Below are 21,263 nucleotides of genomic sequence, written 5' to 3' on the forward strand. Positions count from 1 at the left end.
AGACGAAGCCGTAGCCGTAGCCGCAGCCGCAGGAAGGAACCCGCCACGGGCGCACGGCTCCAGGAGCCGTGCGCCCGACACGTCAGCCCTTGACGCAGACGACCTGCTTCAGCTTGGCCACCACCTCGACCAGGTCGCGCTGCTGGTCGATGACCTGGTCGATGGGCTTGTAGGCGGCCGGGATCTCGTCGACGACGCCGGAGTCCTTGCGGCACTCGACGCCGCGGGTCTGGTCCTCCAGATCGCGGGTGGTGAAGCGGCGCTTGGCCGCGTTCCGGCTCATGCGGCGGCCGGCGCCGTGGGAGGCGGAGTTGAACGCGGCGGAGTTGCCGAGGCCGCGGACGATGTAGGAACCGGTCCCCATGGAGCCGGGGATGATGCCGTGGTCGCCGGAGCCCGCGCGGATGGCGCCCTTGCGGGTGACCAGGAGGTCCATGCCGTCGTAGCGCTCCTCCGAGACGTAGTTGTGGTGGCAGGAGATGACCTCGTCGAAGGTCGGCCGGGCCTTCTTGAACTCCTTGCGGATGACGTCCTGGAGGAGCGCCATCATGATGGCGCGGTTCTTCTTGGCGTACTCCTGCGCCCAGAACAGGTCGTTGCGGTACGCGGCCATCTGCGGGGTGTCCGAGACGAAGACCGCGAGGTCGCGGTCGACCAGGCCCTGGTTGTGCGGGAGCTTCTGCGCCTGGCCGATGTGGAACTCGGCCAGCTCCTTGCCGATGTTGCGGGAGCCGGAGTGCAGCATCAGCCATACGGCGCCGGACTCGTCGAGGCAGACCTCCACGAAGTGGTTGCCGCCGCCGAGCGTGCCCATCTGCTTGGTCGCGCGGTCGGCGCGGAACCTCACGGCCTCCGCGAGCCCGTCGAAACGGTCCCAGAAGGAGTCCCAGCCGGAGGTCGCCATGCCGTGGAAGCGGCCGGGCGCGACCGGGTCGTCGTGCATGCCGCGTCCGACCGGAATCGCCTGCTCCACCTGGGAGCGCAGCCGGGAGAGGTCGCCGGGCAGGTCGTTCGCCGTCAGGGAGGTCTTGACCGCGCTCATACCGCACCCGATGTCGACGCCGACCGCCGCGGGGCAGACCGCGCCGTGCATCGCGATGACGGAACCGACCGTGGCGCCCTTGCCGTAGTGGACGTCCGGCATGACGGCCAGGCCCTTGATCCACGGCAGCGAGGAGACATTGCGGAGCTGCTGCATCGCGACGTCCTCGACCGTGGTCGGGTCCGTCCACATCCGGATCGGCACCCGGACACCCGGCACCTCGGTATAAGACATGACAATCCCCCGTAAACGGCAAAATCAAGGATGCCTCACGCGATAAAACCGCCCCAAGAGGTGGTTTGGGTGAAGCTTGCGGTAGACATTGTGTCCACGGCGCACCCGCTCACGCCAAAGGTTTAGCGCGCGGGAGCGGCAGAACCTGAGGGGAAGGGGGCCCGCCCAGTGCGGTCCACGCGAAGTGTCCCGGCGGCGCGAGGTGCCCAGGCGACGCGACGTGCTCCGGCGGGACGCGGCCTCCCGGCCGCCGTCGGCACGGCCGTGACCGCGGTGGCGCTGGCCCTGGCCACGCTCGGCGCGTGCACCGGCGGCGGGGACTCGGCGGATTCCGCCTCGGACCAGAAGGCGCAGCTCGCGGGCGGCGGCAGTGCGAGCACGGTCTCGCCCGCGCCGCCCGGCAAGTACCAGACGCTGCCCGCCCCCTGCACGGCCGTCGGCCAGGAGCTGCTCAAGTCCCTGGTCCCCGCCGTCCCCGACGTCGCGGGCTCGGAGTCGCTCACGTACGACACGGACCGCCGGGTCGGCTGCTCCTGGCGCGGCACCCGGGCCGACGGCACGTCGAACACCCTGAAGATCGACCTCGAACGCGTCGTGTCGTACGACCCGGCCGTCAGCGACGAGGTCCAGGCCGACCTCGACTTCTCCAACGAGGCGGCCGACGCCTCGATCCCGCCGCTGTCGTCCTCCGCCACCCCGAGCGGCCAGCAGACGACCGCCACGCCGACCGGCGGTACGACGAACGGCAACAATTCCACCACCGGCAGCGGTACGAATGGCGGCAACGGTACGAGCACGGGGTCCGCGACGAGTTCCGGCACGGCCGGTGGCGGCGGCACCGACCTCCTCCCCCGCCGCCTCACCGATGTGGGAAACGCCGCATTTATCAATGACGTCCTCAAGCCCCACGCACAGCCTCCCCGCCGCGACGTGACACTGGTTTTCCGCACCGCCAACGTCCTGGTGACCGTCACTTACGCGGAGTCGTCACCCCGTGGCAGTACGCCACCGGACAGCGCTGACCTGCAAAAAGGCGCCCAGCAGGTCGCGGAGCAGCTCCTGAGGAAAGTCAAGGACTGACCGGGGGCCGACAGCGCGGCCCTTTAGGGTGACCCCCATGGAACGACGACACACCGCCTCCCGCCTCGCTCTGCTGCTCGCCTGTGCGGCCGTCCCCGCGATGGCTCTCGCGGGATGCTCGTCCGGTTCGGGATCATCCGACGCGAAGTCCTCGGCCTCCTCCCCCACGGGTTCCGGCCCGTCCGGCGGCTCGGCCACCCCGACCCTCGCGCCCGCGAAGTTCGCCGCGCTCCCGGCGTCCTGCAAGGCGATCACGCAGGCCACCGTGAACGCGCTGGTGCCCAAGGCCAAGACGCCCGGCGGCACCCCGGTGAAGTCCGACGACATCACCTCGCGCGCCGGCTGCTCCTGGACGGGCAACGGCAAGGACGGCTACCAGTACCGCTGGCTGTCGGTCACCCTTCAGCGCTTCACGTCCTCCACCGCGCTCGGCACGGCCGAGGACCAGGCGAAGAAGCGGTACACCGAGCAGGTCGGCACGTTGAACCAGGTCCCCGGCGCGGCCTCCGCCACCCTCACCGGCCTCGGCGACCAGGCGGCCTCGGTGGTCAGCAAGGCCACCGTCGCGAAGGTCACCTCGCAGAACGACTCGGTGGTCGTCCGCAGCGGCAATGTCGTGGTCCTGGTGGAGTTCAACGGCGCGGGCCTCGAAGGCAAGAAGAACCCGTCGGCCGGCGACGTACAGAGCGGTGCGCAACGGGCGGCGAAGGAGGCCGTCGCGGCGGTCGCGGCGGCGAACGCGTAACAACTCCCGCTCCCCTCGCCCCGGTATTCGCGCGTTTGTACGGCGTTCGTTCGTCAACACCGCGCCTCTCCTTCTCACCCGTATGGCAGTCTGGGGCCCGCCGGAGCCGGTACGGCTCCGGTCCGCCAGTGAGGCTGGAGCCAAGGGGTAGGAGGGGTCGCGGGTGGCCGCGATACGTTTGACCCGGACGCACCGCATATTGATCGGCGTGGTCGTCACCGGAGCGGTGGTGATCGCGGGGATCGGCTTCGCCGGTTCGTACGCGGCCGTGCGCTCGCTCGCCCTGGACAAGGGCTTCGGCTGGTTCGCGAACGTCTTCCCGATCGGCGTGGACGCGGGCATCGTCGTCCTGCTCGCGCTCGACCTGCTGCTGACCTGGCTGCGCATCCCGTTCCCGCTGCTGCGGCAGACCGCGTGGCTGCTGACGGCCGCGACGATCGCCTTCAACGGCGCCGCCGCCTGGCCCGACCCGCTCGGCGTCGGCATGCACGCGATCATCCCGGTGCTGTTCGTGGTCTCGGTGGAGGCCGCCCGGCACGCGATCGGGCGGATCGCCGACATCACCGCCGACAAGCACATGGAGTCGGTGCGCATCACGCGCTGGATCCTCGCCCCCCTCCCCACCTTCCGGCTGTGGCGCCGGATGAAGCTGTGGGAACTGCGGTCGTACGAGGAAACGATCCGGCGCGAGCAGGACCGCCTGGTCTACCGGGCGCGGCTGCGGGCGCGGTACGGCGTGGCGTGGCGTCGCAAGGCCCCGGTCGAGGCGATCATGCCGCTGCGGCTGGCGAAGTACGGGGTGCCGCTGGCGGAGACGGCCGACGCCGGACTCGAAGCGGCGGGCATCGAGATCACGCGCCCCGCCAAGGAGTTGACGGCCGGGCCCGACTCGGCCGCGCCGATCGCGGCGGAGGCCGCGGAGCCGGTGACGGCGGCGCCGTCGAAGGCCGCCGCGAACGGGACGGTCAACGGGGCGGTGAGCGGAGCCGTGAACGGGGCGGTGAACGGCCATGTGAACGGCCACGCCCTCCCGAACGGCGTTCCCGACCTCGCGGCCGAGGCGGCCGCGGCCCTCGCGGAGGCGGCCCGGCAGCAGCAAAGCGCCCAGCAGAACGGACTCGCGGGCGGACAACCGGGCGGACAGCAGGCGGGGCAGCAGGACGGGCGCCAGTTCCAGCCGCAGTCGGAGTTCGAGCACCAACAGGCGTACGAGCAGCGGCAGTTCGAACAGTTCCAGCAGTATCAGCAGTACAACCAGCAGCCGTACCCGCAGGAGTGGCCCCAGCAGGACACGCCGGGCGCACACGACAGCCCGTGGTTCGCCGCCGCCCAGCTCCAGGCCCAGCGCGAGCAGCAGGCGTTCATGGCGCAGCAGATGCAACAGGCCCAGCAGCAGGGGCAGCAAGGCCAACAGCAGGGGCAGCAGGGGCAGCAGATCCAGCAGCAGCCGGAGCCGGAGCAGCCGCAGATCATGGTCCCGGCCGGCCCCAACCGGTCGCGCCCGCTGGGCGGTTCCGGACTGAACGGCAGCGCCGCCGCCGCGCAGCAGCGCTTCCAGCAGGGCCCCGAGCCGCAGTACGCCGCTCCGGAGCCGGAAGCGGTGCCCGCACCCGAGCCGGAGCAGCCTCCGGCGCCGGAATTCGTCTCGGGCCTCGAATTCCCCGACGGCATCTCGCAGGACGAGGCGTTCTTCGGCGCCTACCGCCGCTACGTCCGCGAATTCGGCACCTTCCCCAACGCCCGGCAGTTCGCCCGCTACCTCTCCGACATGTACACCGGTACGCCGCCGGAGGAGCGCGAGCTGGTCCCGTCCCTGCGCGACCTGCGCTACCGCTTCCAGTCCGAGTCGGACACCGAGCACATCCCGTAGACCGGGGGCCGTGAACCACAGGCCGCAGGCCGGGGGCCACGCATACGACGGGGGCGGAACCGCGGTCGCGGTCCCGCCCCCGATGCCGTACGAGCCCCTACGCGCCCTCGCCCTCGCCCGCGCCCAGCAGCGTGCGGACGCGGTCGGCGCCCACCGCGAGGAGCAGCGTCGGAAGGCGCGGACCGGTGTCGCGGCCGACCAGCAGCTCGTAGAGCAGGGCGAAGAACGACCGCTGGGCGACCTTCAGCTCAGGAGTCGGCTTAGCGTCCGGCTCAAGACCGGCCAGCACCTTGGGCACGGCGTAGACGAGGGTCGTCAGACCGTCCAGCGACCAGTGCGAGTCGAGGCCGTCCACCAGGAGCTTGAGCCCGGCGCGCTCGCTGTCGCCGAGGGCGGCGAGGCGGGCGGTGTCGGGCTCGGCGCGCACCACGGTGCGCTGCTCGGCCGGCACCTGGGTGGTGATCCAGGACTCGGCGCGGTCGAGCCGGGGCCGCACCTCGTCCAGCGAGCCGATCGGCCGGTCCGGGTCCAGCTCGGTCAGGATGCGCAGCGTCTGGGCCTCGGCGCCCGCGGTGATGTCGGCGACGGACGCCAGCGTGCGGTACGGCAACGGCCGCGCGGTACGCGGCAGCTCACCGGCGGCGGTGCGGGCGGCCCTGCTGTGCGCGGCGACGTCGGCCGGGAGCGCGGTGCCCTCGGCGACCTTCCGCTCCAGCGCGTCCCACTCGTCGTAGAGCCGCTGGATCTCCTGGTCGAAGGCGATCTTGAAGGACTGGTTGGGGCGGCGGCGGGCGTAGAGCCAGCGCAGGATCTGCGGCTCCATGATCCGCAGCGCGTCGGCGGGGACGGGCACACCGCCCTTGGACGACGACATCTTGGCCATGCCGGAGATGCCGACGAAGGCGTACATCGGGCCGATCGGCTGCTTCCCGCCGAAGATCGGGCCGACGATCTGCCCGCCGACCTGGAACGAGGAGCCCGGCGAGGAGTGGTCGACGCCCGACGGCTCGAAGATCACGCCCTCGTACGCCCAGCGCATCGGCCAGTCGACCTTCCACACCAGCTTGCCGCGGTCGAACTCCTCCAGCCGGACCGTCTCCCCGTGCCCGCAGGCGCAGGTGTACGTCAGCTCGGTCGTCTCGTCGTCGTACGCGGTGACCGTGGTGAGGTCCTTGCCGCAGACCGCGCAGTACGGCTTGTACGGGAAGTAGCCCACGCCGGAGCCGCTGCCGTCGTCCTCGCCCGCCGCGCCCGAGCCCTCGGCGGCCTCCAGCTCGGCCGCGTCCACCGGCTTCTGCGACTGCTGCTTGGCCGGGGCCTTCTTCGTCCGGTACTGGTCGAGGATCGCGTCGATGTCGGCGCGGTGCCGCACCGCGTGCAGGATCTGCGCGCGGTAGGCGCCCGCCTGATACTGGGCGGTCTGGCTGATGCCGTCGTACTCCACGCCCAGCTCGGCCAGCGACGCGGCCATCTGCGCCTTGAAGTGCTCCGCCCAGTTCGGATACGAGGACCCGGCGGGCGCGGGCACCGAGGTCAGCGGCTTGCCGATGTGCTCGGCCCACGACTCGTCGACCCCGGGGATGCCGACCGGGACCTTGCGGTACCGGTCGTAGTCGTCCCAGGAGATCAGGTGCCTGACCTCGTGCCCGCGCCTGCGCACCTCGTCGGCGACCAGGTGCGGGGTCATGACCTCGCGCAGATTCCCGAGGTGGATCGGGCCCGAGGGGCTGAGCCCGGACGCGACGACAACGGGTTTCCCGGGTGCGCGGCGCTCCGACTCGGCGATGACGTCGTCCGCGAAACGGGAGACCCAGTCGGCCTCGTTGCTCTCAGCCACGGTCCTCTTCTTCCTGAGGGTTCGATGGGGGTGTTCCGACGGCTCCGATTCTCCCAGACATCCGGCCCCCGATCGCCAGCGGATAACCCGGCCTGTGGATAACTCGCCCGCTCCGTCCCCACCTGTGGATAACCGGCTCGGCCCATCGGGGCTCGCGTGGGACACTGGGACCTCGCCTCACCGCGAGGCGAAGTCCGCTATCCACGACACACGGAACGGCACACCCATGGCCTCGGTCACCTCCCTGTCCGCTTCACTCCAGCAGCGTGTCTCGGCCGCCCTCGCGGCCGCCGTGCCGTCGGCCGACGGTGCCGACCCGCTGCTGCGCCGAAGCGACCGGGCCGACTTCCAGGCCAACGGCGTGCTGGGCCTCGCCAAGAAGGCGAAGGCCAATCCCCGGGAGCTGGCCGCCGCCGTGCTGGCCGGGCTGCCCGCGGACGGCCCCGACGGGCTGATCGGCGAGATCGAGGTGTCGGGACCCGGCTTCCTCAACATCTCGGTCACGGACACCGCGATCACCGCCAACCTCGCGCTGCGGGCCGAGGACGACCGGCTCGGCGTACCCCTGGCCGAGCACCCCGGCACCACCGTCATCGACTACGCGCAGCCGAATGTCGCCAAGGAGATGCACGTCGGGCACCTGCGGTCCTCCGTCATCGGCGACGCGATCGTGCGGATTCTGCGGTTCAGCGGCGAGACGGTGATCCCGCGGCACCACATCGGCGACTGGGGCACCCAGTTCGGCATGCTCGTCCAGTACCTGATGGAGCACCCGGACGAGCTGGAGAGCACGCAGACCACCGCGGACTCCGCGGTGGCCGGTGAGGCGTCGATGTCCCGGCTCGACCGGCTCTACAAGTCGTCGCGGACGCTCTTCGACTCCGACGAGGCGTTCAAGGACCGGTCCCGCAAGCGGCTGGTCGAGCTCCAGTCGGGCGACGCGGAGACGCTGAAGATCTGGCAGTGGCTGGTCGACGAGTCGCTGATCTACTTCCACTCCGTCTACGACAAGCTCGACATCGCGATCCAGGACGAGGACATCGTCGGCGAGTCCGGGTACAACGACATGCTGGTGGAGACCAGCGACCTGCTGGAGAAGTCCGGTGTCGCGGTCCGGTCCGACGGCGCGCTGTGCGTGTTCTTCGACGACATCAAGGGCAAGGACGGCGAGCCGGTCCCGCTCATCGTCCGCAAGTCCGACGGCGGCTTCGGCTACCCGGCCACCGACCTGTCGGCGGTGCGGGACCGGACGCAGAATCTGCACGCCACCACCTTGCTGTACGTGGTGGACGCCCGGCAGGCGCTGCACTTCCGGATGGTCTTCGAGACCGCCCGGCGGGCGGGCTGGCTGACCGACGAGGTCACCGTCAAGCACATCCCGTTCGGCACGGTGCTCGGCAAGGACGGCAAGCCGTTCAAGACCCGGGCGGGCGAGAGCGTCAAGCTGGAGGACCTGCTGGACGAGGCGGTGGAGCGGGCGACGGCCGTCGTCAAGGAGAAGGACACCAAGGGCGAGCTGTCGGACGCGGAGGTCGCCGAGCGCGGCACCGAGGTCGGCATCGGCGCGGTGAAGTACGCGGACCTGTCCACGTCCCTGGGCCGGGACTACGTCTTCGACCTGGACCGGATGGTGTCGCTCAACGGCGACACGAGCGTGTACATCCAGTACGCGTACGCACGGATCCAGTCGATCATCCGGCGCTCGGGCGACGCGCGGCCCGCGGCCCACCCCGAGCTGCCGCTGGCACCCGCCGAGCGCGCGCTGGGGCTGCTGCTCGACGAGTTCGGCGAGGCGCTGGCCTCGACGGCGGAGACGTACGAGCCGCACAAGCTCGCCGCGTATCTCTTCTCGGTGGCCTCGGCGTTCGCGACGTTCTACGAGCAGTGCCCGGTCCTCAAGGCGGACAGCCCCGCCGTGGTGGAGAACCGGCTCTTCCTCTGCGACGTCACCGCTCGCACCCTGCGGCAGGGTCTGACGCTGCTCGGTATCCGTACCCCCGAGCGCCTCTAGGAGCTAGGACCCCTCGGGCCCCTCCGGCTCGCGGAAGATCGCCGCTGTGTCGAAGTCCCCCTGGACGACGTCGTAGGCGAGCGCCGCGAGCCGCAGGTGGTGCGCGCGGGCGTAGCGGCGGAAGGCGCCGAAGGCGTCGTCCACCGACAGACCCCAGCGCTCGGCGAGCACGCCCTTGGCCTGCTCGATCACGATCCGGTTGGTCAGCGCGGTCTGGAGCTGCACGCGCTCGACCTGGCTGCGCTCCAGGGTCCGCTGCTGGAGGATCGCGATCGTGGCGATGTCCGCGAGCGCCTGCGCCAGCAGCCGGTCCTCCTCGCTGATCGGCGTCGACTCGCGCTGGAAGAGGCTGAGCGCGCCCACCACCCGCTGCCGCAGCCGCATCGGGAAGGCGTGGGTGCGGACGAATCCGGCCTCGGTGGCCCGCGTGGTGAAGTGCGGCCAGCGGGTCCGGGTGATCGGCGCGGTCAGGTCCACGTCGATGCGGGCGTCGCCGGTGCGGAAGCACTCCACGCACGGGCCCTGGTCGTGCTGGGACGCGAAGAGTTCCAGCAGCCGGGTGCTCTCGTCGGACGCGGCCAGCGGGTGCAGCGTGCCGTGCTCGTCCACGAGCAGGATGCCGACCGTCGCGATGTCCAGCAGTTCCGCGCAGCGCTGGGCGAGCCGCTGGAGGAAGTCGATGATGTCGAAGTCGTCGGTGAGCGAGTCGGCGACCTCCACGAAGACTTCGGTGAGGCGTTGCACACGCGTCATGGGGATCAGTCCTTGTCTGCTGCGGTGGAGGGGAGGGTGCCGTCGCCGTTGACATCGAGGCGCAGCCGTCTGGCCACCACATCATGCGCCACGACGCGGATGGGCCGCCCGCTCCGGAAGGCGTGCGCCCGCAGCCGCAGGAGCGCGTCCGCGAGCGGGAGGCCGAGTTGCACGCTCGCCATGCCCGCCGCCTGGTGGACGACGGCGCTGTACAGCGTGCCGGGCAGTTCGGCGCCGCCCTCGTCCCCCAGGTAGCGGGCGGCCAGCGCGTCGGCGAGGACGAGGGCGTCGCCGGTCTGTTCGGTGCCGAGCGCCCCGGCCGTGGCGCGTACGGCGGTCAGCACGCCGATCCGGATGGCGCCGAGCGCGATCGGGAAGCAGAACACCGCGCGGACCGGCAGCCGTTCGGCCTCCGGCACCAGCGCGGGCCAGCGGTCGGCGCGCACGCGGCGCAGGTCGGGTGCCAGGACGGCGTGGCCAGTACGTACGGCGTCGGCGGCCGGGCCCTCGCCGACCGTGTACTGCAAGTCCTCGAAGGCACGGCTCAACGGGCCGGAGCACCAGAGCACTTCGGCCGCCTCCCGGCTCCCCGGGGTCTTCCCCGGCGAGGTGTCCCCCGCCAGAGCCGTCGACACGCCGTCCACCCCGAGCGCCACGGCCGCGAGACGCGCCCGCTGCGGCCACTCGCCCCGGCGCAGCGACACCAGTGCTTCCGCCATCGCGTCACTGATCACGGCTCAGCGCCCAACACCCTTTGTCCTGCGGCTGATCTGTCCGAGCGGCCACCCGCATGGCGTCCCCTCAGCCGGGTGTTGTACGGACGACGGACGCCGTGCGCCCGCCGACCTTATCCCCTGCGTGCGCGATCGCCCCGTTTTCCGGAGGTTACGGGCGCACGCCACGTTGACGGTGTACGTCGTCGGGGCCGCGCGCGCCGCGAAACCCCCGGCTCGGGGTGTCCCGGCTCCGTTTGACGCGGGTAGTTATACGACCCACAATCATTGTTATGACTACAACCAATTCGGCATCCGGCAAGCGCGTCCTGCTCATCGGCGCCTCCCGCGGCCTCGGCCTCGCCCTCGCGCGGGAGTGGCAGCGCGAGGGGTGGCACGTCGTCGCGACCGTGCGCGGCACCCGGCGGACGGAGCTGCACGACCTCGCCGAGGCGCACCCGGACAGCGTCGAGATCGAGACGGTGGACGTCACGGTCCCCGAGCAGGTCACGGCGGTGCGCGAGCGGCTGGAGGGGCGCGTCTTCGACCTCCTCTTCGTGAACGCGGGCGTCACGAACGAGCCCGAGGGGACGGTGGCGGAGACGTCGACCGAGGAATTCGTGCGGGTCATGGTGACCAACGCGCTGAGCCCGCTGCGGGTCGTCGAAACGCTCTCGGACCTCGTGACCGGGACCGGCACCATCGGGGTCATGTCCTCGGGCCAGGGCAGCGTGGCCAACAACGAGCGCGGCGGGCACGAGGTGTACCGGGGCAGCAAGGCCGCGCTGAACACTTTCATGCGCAGCTACGCGGCGCGGCACGAGGGCGAGTCCCGGCCGCTGGTGCTGATGGCGCCCGGCTGGGTGCGGATCGGCGTCGGCGGACCCGGCGGGCGGCTGACCGTCGAGGAGAGCATTCCGAACGTCGTCAGGACGCTCGACTCCCTCCGGGACAGCCCCGGCCTGCACTACGTCGACTACCTCGGCAACACCGTCGCATGGTGACCCCGCCCCCGGACCCGGAACCCGCCGTCCCCTCCGCCTCCGCCGAGACCGTCTGGGCCCTCATGCACGGCTTCGTCGAGGCCCACAACCGCCACGGCGAGCTGGCCGAAGCCCTCGGCTTCCGGCTCGGCGCCGGACGCGGCAAGGCCCTCTTCCTCCTGCGCGACGCGCCCCTGACCCTCACCCAACTCGCCGCGTCCATCGGGGCCGACGCCCCCTACACCACCCTGATCGTCGACAAACTCGAATCCCACGGCCTGGTCGAACGCCTCCCCCACCCCGCCGACCGCCGCCGCAAGCTCGTCACCCTCACCCCGGCGGGCCACGACGCCATCGCCACCGCCGACGCGATCCTCCACCGCCCCCCGCCGGCCCTCTCCGCCCTCTCCCGGAAAGACCTCGCCCACCTCACCGCCCTCCTGACCCGCCTCACCTCCGCGACCGGCCCCGCCGAGCCCGCCGAACCGGCCGACCCCGCCGAACCGCCGCGATGAGTTCCGGGCCCGCCCCGAGTCTCTTGTAGTGACCGCCGCCGGAAATCCGGCGCCGGACACGGCCGAGAACACTCACGACAGAGCGCGGAGGACATCGTGACGAGCACCCAGGGCGAAGCGGGCGGCGGACGGCCGCCGGTGGTGGACATGGAGACGTGGCAGGCGGCGCGGGACGAGCTGCTGATCAGGGAGAAGGCCCATACGCGCGAGGGGGACGCCATCGCGGCGGCGCGGCGCCGGTTGCCGATGGTGGAGTTCGACGGGTCGGTGGAGGTGACGGGCGCGCAGGGCCCGGTGCCGTTCAGGGACCTGTTCCAGGGGCGCAACGAGCTGCTGGTCTACAAGCACATGTGGCACGACGGGGCGCCGCACCAGGGCCAGTGCGAGGGGTGCACGGTCACGGCGTGGCACATGAAGGACGCCGCGTATCTGAACGCGCGCGGCATCTCGTGGGCCGTGCTGACGACGGGACGCTGGGAGGAGGTCCCGCCGTTCGTGGAGTTCATGGGCTACACCGAGCCCTGGTACTCGGTGCGCGACGTGGCCGCGCCGGTCGGCGGGGCGATGGGCCACCTCACCTCCTACCTGCGCGACGGCGACCGTACGTTCCTCACGTACGACACGACGGGCCGTGGCACCGAGGCGGCCAGCGGGAGCTTCGCGCTGCTGGACATGACGCCGTACGGGCGGCGCGAGGCGTGGCAGGACACGCCGGAGGGCTGGCCCGAGGGGAACGGTCCGTGCTGGTACTGGCGCGCGGACGTGGACGGGAACGCGACCTGGGGCCCGACCGGCCGGCCCGTACCGCAGTGGACGCGTCCCGGCGTGACCGCCGAGCAGACCCTGGGCCGCGGCGGCGAACACCACTGACGCGCCGCGGACGCCGTTGACGCGCCCGCCCGCCCGCACGCCACCCCGCCCCCGCCCTCACTTCCGTGAGACGAAAAACAGATAAGGCAGGTTGATAAGGTAGCCTTAGCATATGACCGAGGATCTGGACCCCGCAGCCGTCGCCGCCTCCCTCCTGACCGGCGTCGGCGCACTGGTGCGCCGCGCCCGGCAGGTGCCCACCGGCGGGGGCCTCACCATGCCCGAGCGGACGGCGTTGTCGCTCCTGAACCGCTCGGGCCCCACGACCTCCTCCGCCCTGGCCCGGCAGGTGCAGATCACCGCCCAGGCCATGGGCACCACCCTCGCCGGACTGCGGGACCGCGGCCTGGTCGACCGCGGCAAGGACCCGGACGACGGCAGGCGCGTGGTGCTGACGGTGACCGAGGCGGGCCGGCGGGCGCTGGAGGACAAGCGCAACGCGCGCACCGAGCAGATCACCCGGGCCCTGACCAGCGGCGCGTTCACCCCGGCCGAACTGGCACAGCTCGCGGCGGCGGCCCCCCTGCTCGACCGGCTGGCCCAGGCCGTCTGACGCGACGGACCCCGCCCGAGGACACGTCGGGAAGCCCCCGGACGCGACAGGAAGCGAGCCGATGTCCCATCCCTCCCAGGCGCTGGGCGACCGGTACAAGTGGACGGCGCTGACCAACACCACCGCCGCCGTCTTCATGTCCGCGCTCGACGGCTCGATCGTCCTGATCGCGCTCCCCGCCATCTTCCGCGGCATCCACCTGGACCCGCTCGCGCCGGGCAACATCGCGTACCTGCTGTGGATGATCATGGGGTACCGGCTGGTCCAGGCCGTCCTCGTCGTCACCGTCGGCCGCCTCGGCGACATGTACGGCCGGGTCCGTATCTACAACTCCGGTTTCGCCGTCTTCACCTTCGCCTCGATCCTGCTCTCCTTCGACCCGTACGACGGCGGCCACGGCGCGATGTGGCTGATCGGCTGGCGGGTGCTGCAAGCCGTGGGCGGCTCGATGCTGACGGCCAACTCCGCCGCGATCCTGGTCGACGCCTTCCCCAAGGAGCAGCGCGGCTTCGCGCTCGGGATCAACCAGGTCGCGGCCCTGGCCGGGATGTTCATCGGCCTGGTCGCGGGCGGCCTGCTCGCCGCGTGGGACTGGCGCGCGGTGTTCTGGGTGAACGTGCCGGTCGGCGTCTTCTTCACCCTGTGGGCGTACCGCACCCTGCGCGACACCGGAAAGCGCGGCGGCGGCCGTGTCGACTGGTGGGGCAACATCACCTTCGCGGTGGGCCTGAGCGCGGTGCTGATCGCGGTCACCTTCGGCCTCCAGCCCTACGGCGGCCACACCATGGGCTGGACGAATCCGCTGGTCGTCGCCCTGGTCGTCGGCGGCCTCACCCTGCTGGCGGCGTTCGTCGTCATCGAGAGACGCGCCACCTCGCCGATGATCCAAATGGGGCTGTTCCGGCTGCGGGCCTTCACCTTCGGCAATCTGGCGGGCCTGGCCATCTCGATCGGCCGCGGCGGCATGCAGTTCGTGCTGATCATCTGGCTCCAGGGCATCTGGCTGCCGCTGCACGGCTACGACTACAGCGACACACCCCTGTGGGCGGGCATCTTCATGCTGCCGCTGACCGCCGGTTTCCTCGCCGCGGGCCCGGTCTCCGGCTATCTGTCGGACCGGATCGGCTCCCGCGGCCTGGCCACCGGCGGCGCGCTGCTGTTCGGCGCCAGCTTCCTCGGCCTGATGCTCCTGCCGATCGACTTCAGCTACTGGATCTTCGCGCTGCTGATCGCGCTCAACGGGATCGCGAGCGGCATGTTCGCCTCCCCCAACTCCTCCTCGATCATGGGCAGCGTGCCGGACGAGCTGCGCGGGGTCGCGTCCGGCATGCGGGCGACCTTCCAGAATTCGGGCACCGCCGTGTCCATCGGCGTCTTCTTCTCCCTGATGATCGCCGGGCTGGCCAGCAACCTCCCGCACACCCTCACCAGTGGCCTGCGGCAGCAGGGCGTACCGGCGCACGTCGCGGCCCAGGTCGGCGGCCTGCCCCCGGTCTCGTCCCTGTTCGCCGCGCAGCTCGGCGTCAACCCGGTGCAGCACCTGCTCGAACCCACCGGCACCCTGGCACGTCTGACGGCGGCGCAGCGGCAGACGCTGACCGGACACGAGTTCTTCCCCGACCTGATCTCGGGGCCCTTCCACTCCGGCCTGGTCATCGTGTTCGCCTTCGGCGCCGTCCTCGCCTTCCTCGCCGCCGTCGCCTCGATGCTGCGCGGCGCCAACCCCGCCGCTCCCGGCCGCGAGCGCCGGAAGCGCGAGCACCAGCCGTCCACGGCTCCCTGACGCCGCCGACGGCCCCTCACCCCAGGAGAGACACATGCCCCTGCTCGGCCGACTCCTCAGCAACCGCAAGTCGGGCGACGCCCACGCGGCGTGGCACCTGCCCAACCTCCAGGGCCCCGACCTGCTGACCCTCACCAGCGAGGACTTCACGGACGGCGGCCCCCTGCCGCTGGAGCAGTGCGCGAAGAACGTCGGCGGCGCCGACCTCTCCCCGCGCCTGGCGTGGACCCCGCTGCCGGACGGCACCGCCCAACTCCTGCTGTCCGTCGAGGACATCGACGTCCCCATGTCCAAGCCCGCCGTGCACTGCCTCGCCCTGATCGACCCGGCGACGGCCGGCCGCCTGGACACCGGCGCCCTGTCCGCGCGCCAACCCGCCCCGGGCGTACGGGTGCTGCGGTCGACCATCGGCCGCGGCTACCACGGTCCCGCGCCGATCAAGGGCCACGGCCCGCACCGCTACGTCTTCCAGCTCTTCGCCCTCGCCGCCCCCGTGACCGACGGCGCCCCGACCACGAAGGACCTGACCCGCGCCCGCCCCCGTACCGTCCTGCCCGCCGTCGCCTCCCCCGTCCTCGCCCGCGGCCGGCTGACCGGGGTGTACGAGCGCTGACCCCGGCCGGCCGCGGCCTTGTGATCCACACTCTTGACGGCATATCGGCGCGTCATATGCGCATTTCGGGCGAACGGCTGTAATTCTGGCGGCCGTTGCGTCGCTCTCCGTCTCCCCCCGCCCGGACCGTCCCGTCCGGGCGGCGAGCGACGCGTGCCCGCCTCACCCAAGGAGCGCAGATGTCCCTGTCCCGTGCCGTGTCCCGCACCCGGTCCCGCCTTCTGGCGGTGCTCAGCGCCGCAGCCGTCGCAAGCGGGCTCGCGGTCGCCGTTCCGGCGGCGCCCGCCGCAGCGGACGGTTCGTTCGTCGTCAGCGAGGCCCAGTTCGGCCAGATGTTCCCGGCGCGGAACTCCTTCTACACCTACCAGGGCCTGGTCCGCGCGCTGGACGCCTACCCCGGCTTCGCCCGCTCCGGCGACGGCTCGGCGCGCAAGCGCGAGGCGGCGGCCTTCCTGGCCAACGTGAGCCACGAGACCGGCGGCCTGCGGTACGTGGTCGAGCAGAACACCGCCAACTACTCCCACTACTGCGACCGCGGCCAGCCCTACGGCTGCCCGGCCGGCACCGCCGCCTACTACGGGCGCGGCCCTCTCCAGTTGAGCTGGAACTTCAACTACAAGGCCGCCGGTGACGCCCTCGGCATCGACCTGCTGCACAACCCGTCCCTGGTGCAGCGCGACGCCGCCGTGTCCTGGAAGACCGGGCTGTGGTTCTGGAACACCCAGAGCGGCGCCGGAAGGATGACCCCGCACAACGCGATGGTCAACGGCAAGGGCTTCGGTGAGACCATCCGCAGCATCAACGGCGACCTCGAATGCAACGGCAAGAATCCGGACGAGCGCAACGACCGCATCAACCTCTACAAGAAGTTCACCCGCCTCCTCGGCACCGACGTCGGCGGCGGCAACCTCTCCTGCTGACCCCCTTGCCGGGGCGGCTGGCCGGTCTTTTCAGGGGCGCGCCCCTCGGCGGTTCCCCTGCCAAGACGGCTGGCCGATCTTTTCAGGGGCGCGGGGAACTGCGCGACCAGCCCCCACCGGGCTGTCAGCCCGAAAACAACAGCGTCTGCCCCGCTGGGGCCGGTTCTCAAAGGCGCACCACCGCGCGGGCTGAGCGCGCAGTTCCCCGCGCCCACGGTGGGCAACCTCCTGCGCAAGGGGAGGGCACAGGGGCCGCGCCCCCAAAAGCATGGCCCTGCGCAAGGGCACCGTGGGGCTACTTGGGGGAAAGGTGGCATATGCGCGTAGGGGAGGAGGCCGGGGTGGTAGGGATCAGGCGTCCCTGTCCCCCAGGTCAACAGGAGTTTGAGCATGCGGAAGTTGCTCGGTCGGACGGCTGCGATCACGGCGCTGGCAATACTTTTGCTCGCCTCTGTGTCAGGCCCGGCCTCGGCCGCCGGACCCGCACGACAGGGGCGGCCCTCGGCGATGGCCGACGAGTGCTACCGGCACCACGGCGTCTGGTACTGCGCGGACGGCTGGGACTGGTATCCCGACCGCCACAGCACGGGCCCGGTCCTCTGACGAGGCCCCGCGGAGCCGGGCCGGGGCCCGGCGCCTGACCGCCGGGAAAGCCCGGCCCGCAGGGCCGCACCGTACGTCCCGGATCCCGTCCCCACGGTCCGGGACGCACGGCTGTCCGGCTGTCAGTGGTCGCCCCTAGAGTCGGGCGCATGGCGATGCTTCCTAACCCCCTGCCGCGACTCGCGGAGTTGGACCTGCGGCTGCCCGCGGGCACATTGGTCGACACGACGTTCGAGGGCCGCTGGCACGAGCCGCTGCTGTGGATGGCGGACGGCCCCGCGGCGGACGACGCGTGGGCGAGCCTGCTGCCCGCGCGGGCGGCGGGCCTGCAACCGCTGCTGATAGAGGCGAGCGCGCCGTACTCGAAAGGCCCGGTGGACTGGCAGTTGATGCCCGACCACGCGTCGTACGCCGGGGACCACGACGCCGAGGAAGTGCTCGCCGAGTTCTGGGCGGGCCTGATCGAGGAGGACGCCGAGGACGTCGAGGAGGACGACGTCCTCGCGCCGTACGGCGCGGCGTGGCCGGGCCTGGCCCCCGCCGCGAAGGCCGTGGACGACCCCGACGACCTGGCCGCCGAGGTCACCGCCGACATGGTCGGCTCCGGCTGGCTGGAGAATCCGCGCGCGGCCCTGGTCCACGCCCGCCGCAGCGCCGACATACCCGCAGCGATCGGCTGGAGCGGCCCGCTCAACTACGAGAGCGACCCCGCCCGTCTGTGCGCCGTGCTCCGCTCGTGGGAGGACCGGTTCGGCATACGCGTCATCGCCCTCGCCTTCGACCGCCTCACCGTCTCCGTCGCCGCGCCCCCGAGCACCCAGGAAGAAGCCGAGGCCGTCGCCGCCGAGCACTACGCCTTCTGCCCGGACAACATCGACCAGGGCACCTACGAGACGCTGCGCGAGTACGCGGAGAAGGCCGTCCTCGACGTCCACACGTGGTCCTTCTGGTGGGACTGACGCCCGGTCAGCGGGCGGCGAACTCGCACCACACGATCTTGCCGGGGTTCCGCTCCCCCACGTCCCACTTGTCGGCCAGCGCGTCGACCAGGACGAGCCCGCGCCCGGACTCCTCCTGATCGCGCTCACGCCCCGGCCGGTCGGCCAGGTGCGGACGGCCGCCGCCGCTGTCGTGCACCTCGACCCGCAAGGTGGTGCCGAGGTCGCGGCGCAGCAGTAAGAGGAAGCCGCGCCCCGGGGGCACGCCGTGCAGCAGCGCGTTGGTCGCCAACTCGCTCACACACAGGAGGACTTCGTCCTCCCGGCTCTCGAACCCCCACGCGGTGAGGGCTTCCCGCGCGAACTCCCGCGCGGCGGGGACCGAGCGCCGTTCCCGACGGTAGAACCGCTCCCGGCGGTCCAGGTGCTGGACGTCTTCGTTCATGAAGCTCAGCGTCGCGCAGCGTGTTCGGGGTGTACTAGACCTGTTACTCGTACACGCCGCGTGTACGGGTTAGGACCGATACACGTCGAGTGGCAGTGGGGTAGTTACGGTCGTATGGCACCTCGCAAACGGCGTCCGCCGAACAAGGAAAAGAAGAACCTGTCTCCCTTCCACTCGCTCGGCGCGCAAGTGGCTCTGTTCCGTGCTGCGGCGGGGTACACGCAGGCCCAGTTAGCGCCAATCGTTATCGTGAGCCTGGCCAAGTTGGAGTCGATTGAACAGGGACGTCGCCCCTTGACTCTTTCCCTGGCACAGGAGCTGGACCGCTTGCTGGACACCAAGGGAGCACTGGAGGTGGCGGTACGTCACCTGCCGGAGGTCGACGACGCCATCCCGACCTTCGCGGCGGAGTTCGTCGAGCTTGAGCGCGAGGCACTCACGTACAACTCGTACCAGAACCAGGTGCTGCCCGGCCTTCTCCAGACGGAGGAGTACATGCGGGCGGTGTTCCGTAACGACATCCCCGCTCTCACCGAGGAGGAAATCGAGTTCCGCGTCACGGCTCGCCTGAAGCGACAGGAGATCTTGCAGGGGAAGATCCCGCCGGCCGCGAGTTTCATCATCTCCGAGGCCGCGCTCATGGACCGGATCGGCGGTGACGACGTGTGGCTGAACCAGGTGCAACACCTCCGCGAGTGTGCCGATGTGCCGGGCATCAGCATCCAGATCATCCAGTTGGGCCGGACCACACACGCGGGCCTTGATGGCCCCTTCGTTCTCTTGGAGACACCGGAACACGATCACCTCGCCTACGCTGAAACTCAGCGCGGCAGCCTGTTCATTCACGACCCCGACGGGGTGAGCATCCTTGCGCGCAAGTATGCGATGCTGCGCGCTCAGGCCCTCGATCCCGAGGACACGAAGGGTCTGTTGGACCGGTTGCTAGGAGAGTGATGAACGACCCCCTGAAGTGGTTCAAGTCCAGCTACAGCGGCAGCCAGGGCGGCGACTGCGTCGAGATCGCCTACGACTGGCGCAAGTCCAGTTACAGCGGAAGCGACGGCGGCAACTGCATCGAGGTCGCGGCTCACCCGGCCGCCGTGCACGTGCGGGACTCCAAGGACCCCCAGGGTCCGAGCCTCACGTTCACCCCGGCCGCATGGGCGGCCTTCGCCACCTTCGCCGCGACCGCCACCGCCACGGCGGCGCCGGGTTCCGATATGACCGATAAAACGCCACTTCTTTAGGACATTCCTAAAAATTACCCGGGGGTAAGGTGGGCGGAATCCCCAATTCGCCTCAGTTCACCTCTAGGACACCCCGCCTATGAGCACCGTTGTTCGCGGAGATGCCGCCCCCACCGGCTCCGCGCCGCTGCCCGACCTCGCACCGGTCCCTGAGCCCGCCGCCGGAGGCAAGGCCGGGAGCGCGGCACCGCAGCCGAAGAAGCGGCTGTACGTGCTGGACGGTCTGCGGCTGATAGCCGCGCTCATGGTGGTCGCCTACCACTACATGGGCTTCGACGACTGGTTCGAGTCCCCGTGGGGGAAGTCCTCGCGCGCGGTCTTCCCCGGCGTCCACGAGGTGGCCGGGTACGGATGGCTGGGCGTCGAGCTGTTCTTCCTGATCAGCGGGTTCGTCATCTGCATGTCGTGCTGGGGGCGGACGCCGAAGCAGTTCGCCGTGTCGCGGTTCGTCCGGCTCTATCCGGCGTACTGGTTCGCCATCGCGGTGACCACGACGGTGCTGGTGACGCGGCCGGGGGGAACGACCCTTGCCGCGAGCGACGTGCTGACGAATGTCACGATGTTCCAGGAGCTGCTGGGCGCGCAGGACGTGGACGGCGTGTACTGGTCGCTCTGGGTGGAGCTGCGGTTCTACCTGCTGTTCATGGTCGTGGCGATGATGGGGCTGACCTACAGGCGAGTGGTCACCTTCTGCATCGCCTGGCTGCTGCTGGCCGGAATCGCGCCGCAGTCGGGGATCGATCTGCTGCAGTTGATGATCGTTCCCCAGTACGCGGCCTTCTTCGTCAGCGGCATCGTGATCTACCTGATGCACCGGGTGGGGCCCACGCCCATACTGTGGCTGCTGCTGGGGGCGTCCTGGCTGATGGCACAGAACCAGCTCACGGATCTGGTGGCCAGCGCCGAGGCGTCCACCCACACCAATCTGTCGTGGTGGTGGTCGCTGGCCGTCGTGAGCATCTTCTACGGTCTCGTCCTGGGCGCCGCGCTCGGGAAGCTGAACTTCTTCAACTGGCGCTGGCTGACGGTCGCCGGCGCGATGACGTATCCGTTGTATCTGCTGCACGAAGACATCGGGTGGGAGATCATCCGGCACACGCACGGGGTGCTCCCGGCCCGCATCCTGGTTCCGGCGCTGGTCGCCGTGATGCTGCTGGCGGCCTGGCTCGTCCACACATACGTGGAGACGCCGCTGGCCAAGGCGCTGAAGAACTGGCTGCTACCCAAGAAGCCGGCCAAACCGGCCAAGCCGGTCCCCGCGCCGACAACCGGGGCCGACTCGAAACCGCCCGCCGGGTAGCACCAGAAAACCCACCGGACTCGGGCGTATCTCCGCGTATCGCCTTGGACGAAACCGCGCACCGCCGGTTACCGGCGGTGCTACGGTCTGCCAATCGTCCGCCGCTTTCGGGGCGTACAGGCACCGGAGAGCACCAATGCAGAGCCGTATCTCCTCAGGTCCATTAGCCTCCACTCCCCCGCTCGAATCGGGCCCGCCTGCGTCCGAT

At 70.8% G+C, this 21,263-nt stretch carries 20 protein-coding genes; 15 read left to right on the forward strand and 5 right to left on the reverse strand.

From position 1 onward, the window contains the following. Positions 1-82: 82 nt before the first annotated feature. Positions 83-1,276, reverse strand: a complete 1,194-nt coding sequence (locus ACFZAM_RS34725) for an RtcB family protein (protein ID WP_355340599.1) — start codon at positions 1,274-1,276, stop codon at positions 83-85. Between the two features lie 168 nt (positions 1,277-1,444). Between ACFZAM_RS34725 and ACFZAM_RS34730 the strand changes: the two genes are divergently transcribed. The 3 genes from ACFZAM_RS34730 to ACFZAM_RS34740 all read left to right on the forward strand — a co-directional run bounded on the left by ACFZAM_RS34730 (position 1,445) and on the right by ACFZAM_RS34740 (position 4,971). After that, positions 1,445-2,356, forward strand: a complete 912-nt coding sequence (locus ACFZAM_RS34730) for a hypothetical protein (RefSeq protein ID WP_391051998.1) — start codon at positions 1,445-1,447, stop codon at positions 2,354-2,356. Between the two features lie 37 nt (positions 2,357-2,393). Then, positions 2,394-3,101 (forward strand): DUF3558 domain-containing protein, encoded by a 708-nt coding sequence (locus ACFZAM_RS34735; RefSeq protein ID WP_391052000.1) that lies wholly within the window; start codon positions 2,394-2,396, stop codon positions 3,099-3,101. A 163-nt stretch (positions 3,102-3,264) separates the two neighbouring features. Beyond that, positions 3,265-4,971 carry a DUF2637 domain-containing protein gene (locus tag ACFZAM_RS34740; protein WP_391052002.1) on the forward strand — a complete coding sequence of 569 codons (1,707 nt, stop codon included), beginning with the start codon at positions 3,265-3,267 and terminating at the stop codon, positions 4,969-4,971. A gap of 97 nt (positions 4,972-5,068) precedes the next feature. Here ACFZAM_RS34740 and lysS read toward each other — a convergent pair whose 3' ends face one another. Beyond that, the gene (lysS, locus tag ACFZAM_RS34745; RefSeq protein WP_391052005.1) at positions 5,069-6,808 is read right to left on the reverse strand and encodes a lysine--tRNA ligase; all 1,740 of its coding nucleotides are present in this window, start codon (positions 6,806-6,808) and stop codon (positions 5,069-5,071) included. Positions 6,809-7,034: 226 nt separating this feature from the next. Between lysS and argS the strand changes: the two genes are divergently transcribed. Continuing rightward, the gene (gene argS, locus ACFZAM_RS34750) at positions 7,035-8,819 is read left to right on the forward strand and encodes an arginine--tRNA ligase (RefSeq protein ID WP_391052008.1); all 1,785 of its coding nucleotides are present in this window, start codon (positions 7,035-7,037) and stop codon (positions 8,817-8,819) included. Positions 8,820-8,822: 3 nt separating this feature from the next. Here argS and ACFZAM_RS34755 read toward each other — a convergent pair whose 3' ends face one another. Both ACFZAM_RS34755 and ACFZAM_RS34760 read right to left on the reverse strand, forming a co-directional pair. Further along, positions 8,823-9,572 (reverse strand): GAF and ANTAR domain-containing protein, encoded by a 750-nt coding sequence (locus ACFZAM_RS34755; protein WP_355340616.1) that lies wholly within the window; start codon positions 9,570-9,572, stop codon positions 8,823-8,825. A gap of 5 nt (positions 9,573-9,577) precedes the next feature. Then, entirely contained in the window at positions 9,578-10,291 is a 714-nt protein-coding gene (locus ACFZAM_RS34760) for a GAF and ANTAR domain-containing protein (protein WP_355340618.1), read from the reverse strand. Between the two features lie 287 nt (positions 10,292-10,578). Between ACFZAM_RS34760 and ACFZAM_RS34765 the strand changes: the two genes are divergently transcribed. The 8 genes from ACFZAM_RS34765 (at position 10,579) to ACFZAM_RS34800 (ending at position 18,084) form a co-directional block, all read left to right on the forward strand. Next, positions 10,579-11,289: an SDR family oxidoreductase gene (locus ACFZAM_RS34765; RefSeq protein ID WP_355340621.1), complete on the forward strand. Its 711-nt coding sequence runs from the start codon at positions 10,579-10,581 to the stop codon at positions 11,287-11,289. Continuing rightward, positions 11,283-11,783 carry a MarR family transcriptional regulator gene (locus tag ACFZAM_RS34770; protein WP_391052013.1) on the forward strand — a complete coding sequence of 167 codons (501 nt, stop codon included), beginning with the start codon at positions 11,283-11,285 and terminating at the stop codon, positions 11,781-11,783. Before ACFZAM_RS34765 ends, ACFZAM_RS34770 begins: the two co-directional genes overlap by 7 nt. Before the next feature lie 96 nt (positions 11,784-11,879). Next, complete coding sequence (locus ACFZAM_RS34775) at positions 11,880-12,653, forward strand: DUF899 family protein (RefSeq protein ID WP_391052016.1); 774 nt, start codon at positions 11,880-11,882, stop codon at positions 12,651-12,653. 112 nt (positions 12,654-12,765) lie between these two features. Continuing rightward, complete coding sequence (locus ACFZAM_RS34780; RefSeq protein ID WP_391052018.1) at positions 12,766-13,206, forward strand: MarR family transcriptional regulator; 441 nt, start codon at positions 12,766-12,768, stop codon at positions 13,204-13,206. A 61-nt stretch (positions 13,207-13,267) separates the two neighbouring features. Beyond that, the gene (locus ACFZAM_RS34785; protein WP_391052021.1) at positions 13,268-14,989 is read left to right on the forward strand and encodes an MFS transporter; all 1,722 of its coding nucleotides are present in this window, start codon (positions 13,268-13,270) and stop codon (positions 14,987-14,989) included. Between the two features lie 34 nt (positions 14,990-15,023). Continuing rightward, positions 15,024-15,602 (forward strand): YbhB/YbcL family Raf kinase inhibitor-like protein, encoded by a 579-nt coding sequence (locus ACFZAM_RS34790; protein WP_355340636.1) that lies wholly within the window; start codon positions 15,024-15,026, stop codon positions 15,600-15,602. Between the two features lie 179 nt (positions 15,603-15,781). After that, positions 15,782-16,522 carry a glycoside hydrolase family 19 protein gene (locus tag ACFZAM_RS34795; protein ID WP_391052024.1) on the forward strand — a complete coding sequence of 247 codons (741 nt, stop codon included), beginning with the start codon at positions 15,782-15,784 and terminating at the stop codon, positions 16,520-16,522. A 752-nt stretch (positions 16,523-17,274) separates the two neighbouring features. After that, positions 17,275-18,084: a DUF4253 domain-containing protein gene (locus tag ACFZAM_RS34800; RefSeq protein ID WP_391052027.1), complete on the forward strand. Its 810-nt coding sequence runs from the start codon at positions 17,275-17,277 to the stop codon at positions 18,082-18,084. Positions 18,085-18,091: 7 nt separating this feature from the next. Here ACFZAM_RS34800 and ACFZAM_RS34805 read toward each other — a convergent pair whose 3' ends face one another. Further along, complete coding sequence (locus ACFZAM_RS34805; RefSeq protein WP_355340645.1) at positions 18,092-18,508, reverse strand: ATP-binding protein; 417 nt, start codon at positions 18,506-18,508, stop codon at positions 18,092-18,094. 114 nt (positions 18,509-18,622) lie between these two features. Between ACFZAM_RS34805 and ACFZAM_RS34810 the strand changes: the two genes are divergently transcribed. The 3 genes from ACFZAM_RS34810 (at position 18,623) to ACFZAM_RS34820 (ending at position 21,055) form a co-directional block, all read left to right on the forward strand. Further along, a complete protein-coding gene (locus ACFZAM_RS34810) occupies positions 18,623-19,462 on the forward strand; it encodes a Scr1 family TA system antitoxin-like transcriptional regulator (protein WP_391052030.1) in 840 nt (279 codons plus the stop codon). Further along, positions 19,462-19,755, forward strand: a complete 294-nt coding sequence (locus tag ACFZAM_RS34815) for a DUF397 domain-containing protein (protein ID WP_391052033.1) — start codon at positions 19,462-19,464, stop codon at positions 19,753-19,755. Before ACFZAM_RS34810 ends, ACFZAM_RS34815 begins: the two co-directional genes overlap by 1 nt. Before the next feature lie 79 nt (positions 19,756-19,834). After that, on the forward strand, positions 19,835-21,055 hold the full coding sequence (locus tag ACFZAM_RS34820; RefSeq protein ID WP_391052036.1) for an acyltransferase family protein: 1,221 nt from the start codon (positions 19,835-19,837) through the stop codon (positions 21,053-21,055). Positions 21,056-21,263 lie beyond the last annotated feature (208 nt).

Origin of the sequence: Streptomyces sp. NPDC008079 (genome assembly GCF_042957385.1) — a bacterium.
In the GTDB taxonomy this organism is placed as follows: Bacteria; Actinomycetota; Actinomycetes; order Streptomycetales; family Streptomycetaceae; genus Actinacidiphila.

Bases quoted from the DNA above. Each gene is read 5' to 3' on its own strand.
- ACFZAM_RS34725 (WP_355340599.1), bottom strand. From the start codon at position 1,276: ATGTCTTATACCGAGGTGCCGGGTGTCCGGGTGCCGATCCGGATGTGG.
- ACFZAM_RS34735 (WP_391052000.1), top strand. From the start codon at position 2,394: ATGGAACGACGACACACCGCCTCCCGCCTCGCTCTGCTGCTCGCCTGT.
- argS (WP_391052008.1), top strand. From the start codon at position 7,035: ATGGCCTCGGTCACCTCCCTGTCCGCTTCACTCCAGCAGCGTGTCTCG.
- ACFZAM_RS34755 (WP_355340616.1), bottom strand. From the start codon at position 9,572: ATGACGCGTGTGCAACGCCTCACCGAAGTCTTCGTGGAGGTCGCCGAC.
- ACFZAM_RS34760 (WP_355340618.1), bottom strand. From the start codon at position 10,291: ATGGCGGAAGCACTGGTGTCGCTGCGCCGGGGCGAGTGGCCGCAGCGG.
- ACFZAM_RS34765 (WP_355340621.1), top strand. From the start codon at position 10,579: ATGACTACAACCAATTCGGCATCCGGCAAGCGCGTCCTGCTCATCGGC.
- ACFZAM_RS34770 (WP_391052013.1), top strand. From the start codon at position 11,283: ATGGTGACCCCGCCCCCGGACCCGGAACCCGCCGTCCCCTCCGCCTCC.
- ACFZAM_RS34780 (WP_391052018.1), top strand. From the start codon at position 12,766: ATGACCGAGGATCTGGACCCCGCAGCCGTCGCCGCCTCCCTCCTGACC.
- ACFZAM_RS34785 (WP_391052021.1), top strand. From the start codon at position 13,268: ATGTCCCATCCCTCCCAGGCGCTGGGCGACCGGTACAAGTGGACGGCG.
- ACFZAM_RS34790 (WP_355340636.1), top strand. From the start codon at position 15,024: ATGCCCCTGCTCGGCCGACTCCTCAGCAACCGCAAGTCGGGCGACGCC.
- ACFZAM_RS34795 (WP_391052024.1), top strand. From the start codon at position 15,782: ATGTCCCTGTCCCGTGCCGTGTCCCGCACCCGGTCCCGCCTTCTGGCG.
- ACFZAM_RS34800 (WP_391052027.1), top strand. From the start codon at position 17,275: ATGGCGATGCTTCCTAACCCCCTGCCGCGACTCGCGGAGTTGGACCTG.
- ACFZAM_RS34805 (WP_355340645.1), bottom strand. From the start codon at position 18,508: ATGAACGAAGACGTCCAGCACCTGGACCGCCGGGAGCGGTTCTACCGT.
- ACFZAM_RS34810 (WP_391052030.1), top strand. From the start codon at position 18,623: ATGGCACCTCGCAAACGGCGTCCGCCGAACAAGGAAAAGAAGAACCTG.
- ACFZAM_RS34815 (WP_391052033.1), top strand. From the start codon at position 19,462: ATGAACGACCCCCTGAAGTGGTTCAAGTCCAGCTACAGCGGCAGCCAG.
- ACFZAM_RS34820 (WP_391052036.1), top strand. From the start codon at position 19,835: ATGAGCACCGTTGTTCGCGGAGATGCCGCCCCCACCGGCTCCGCGCCG.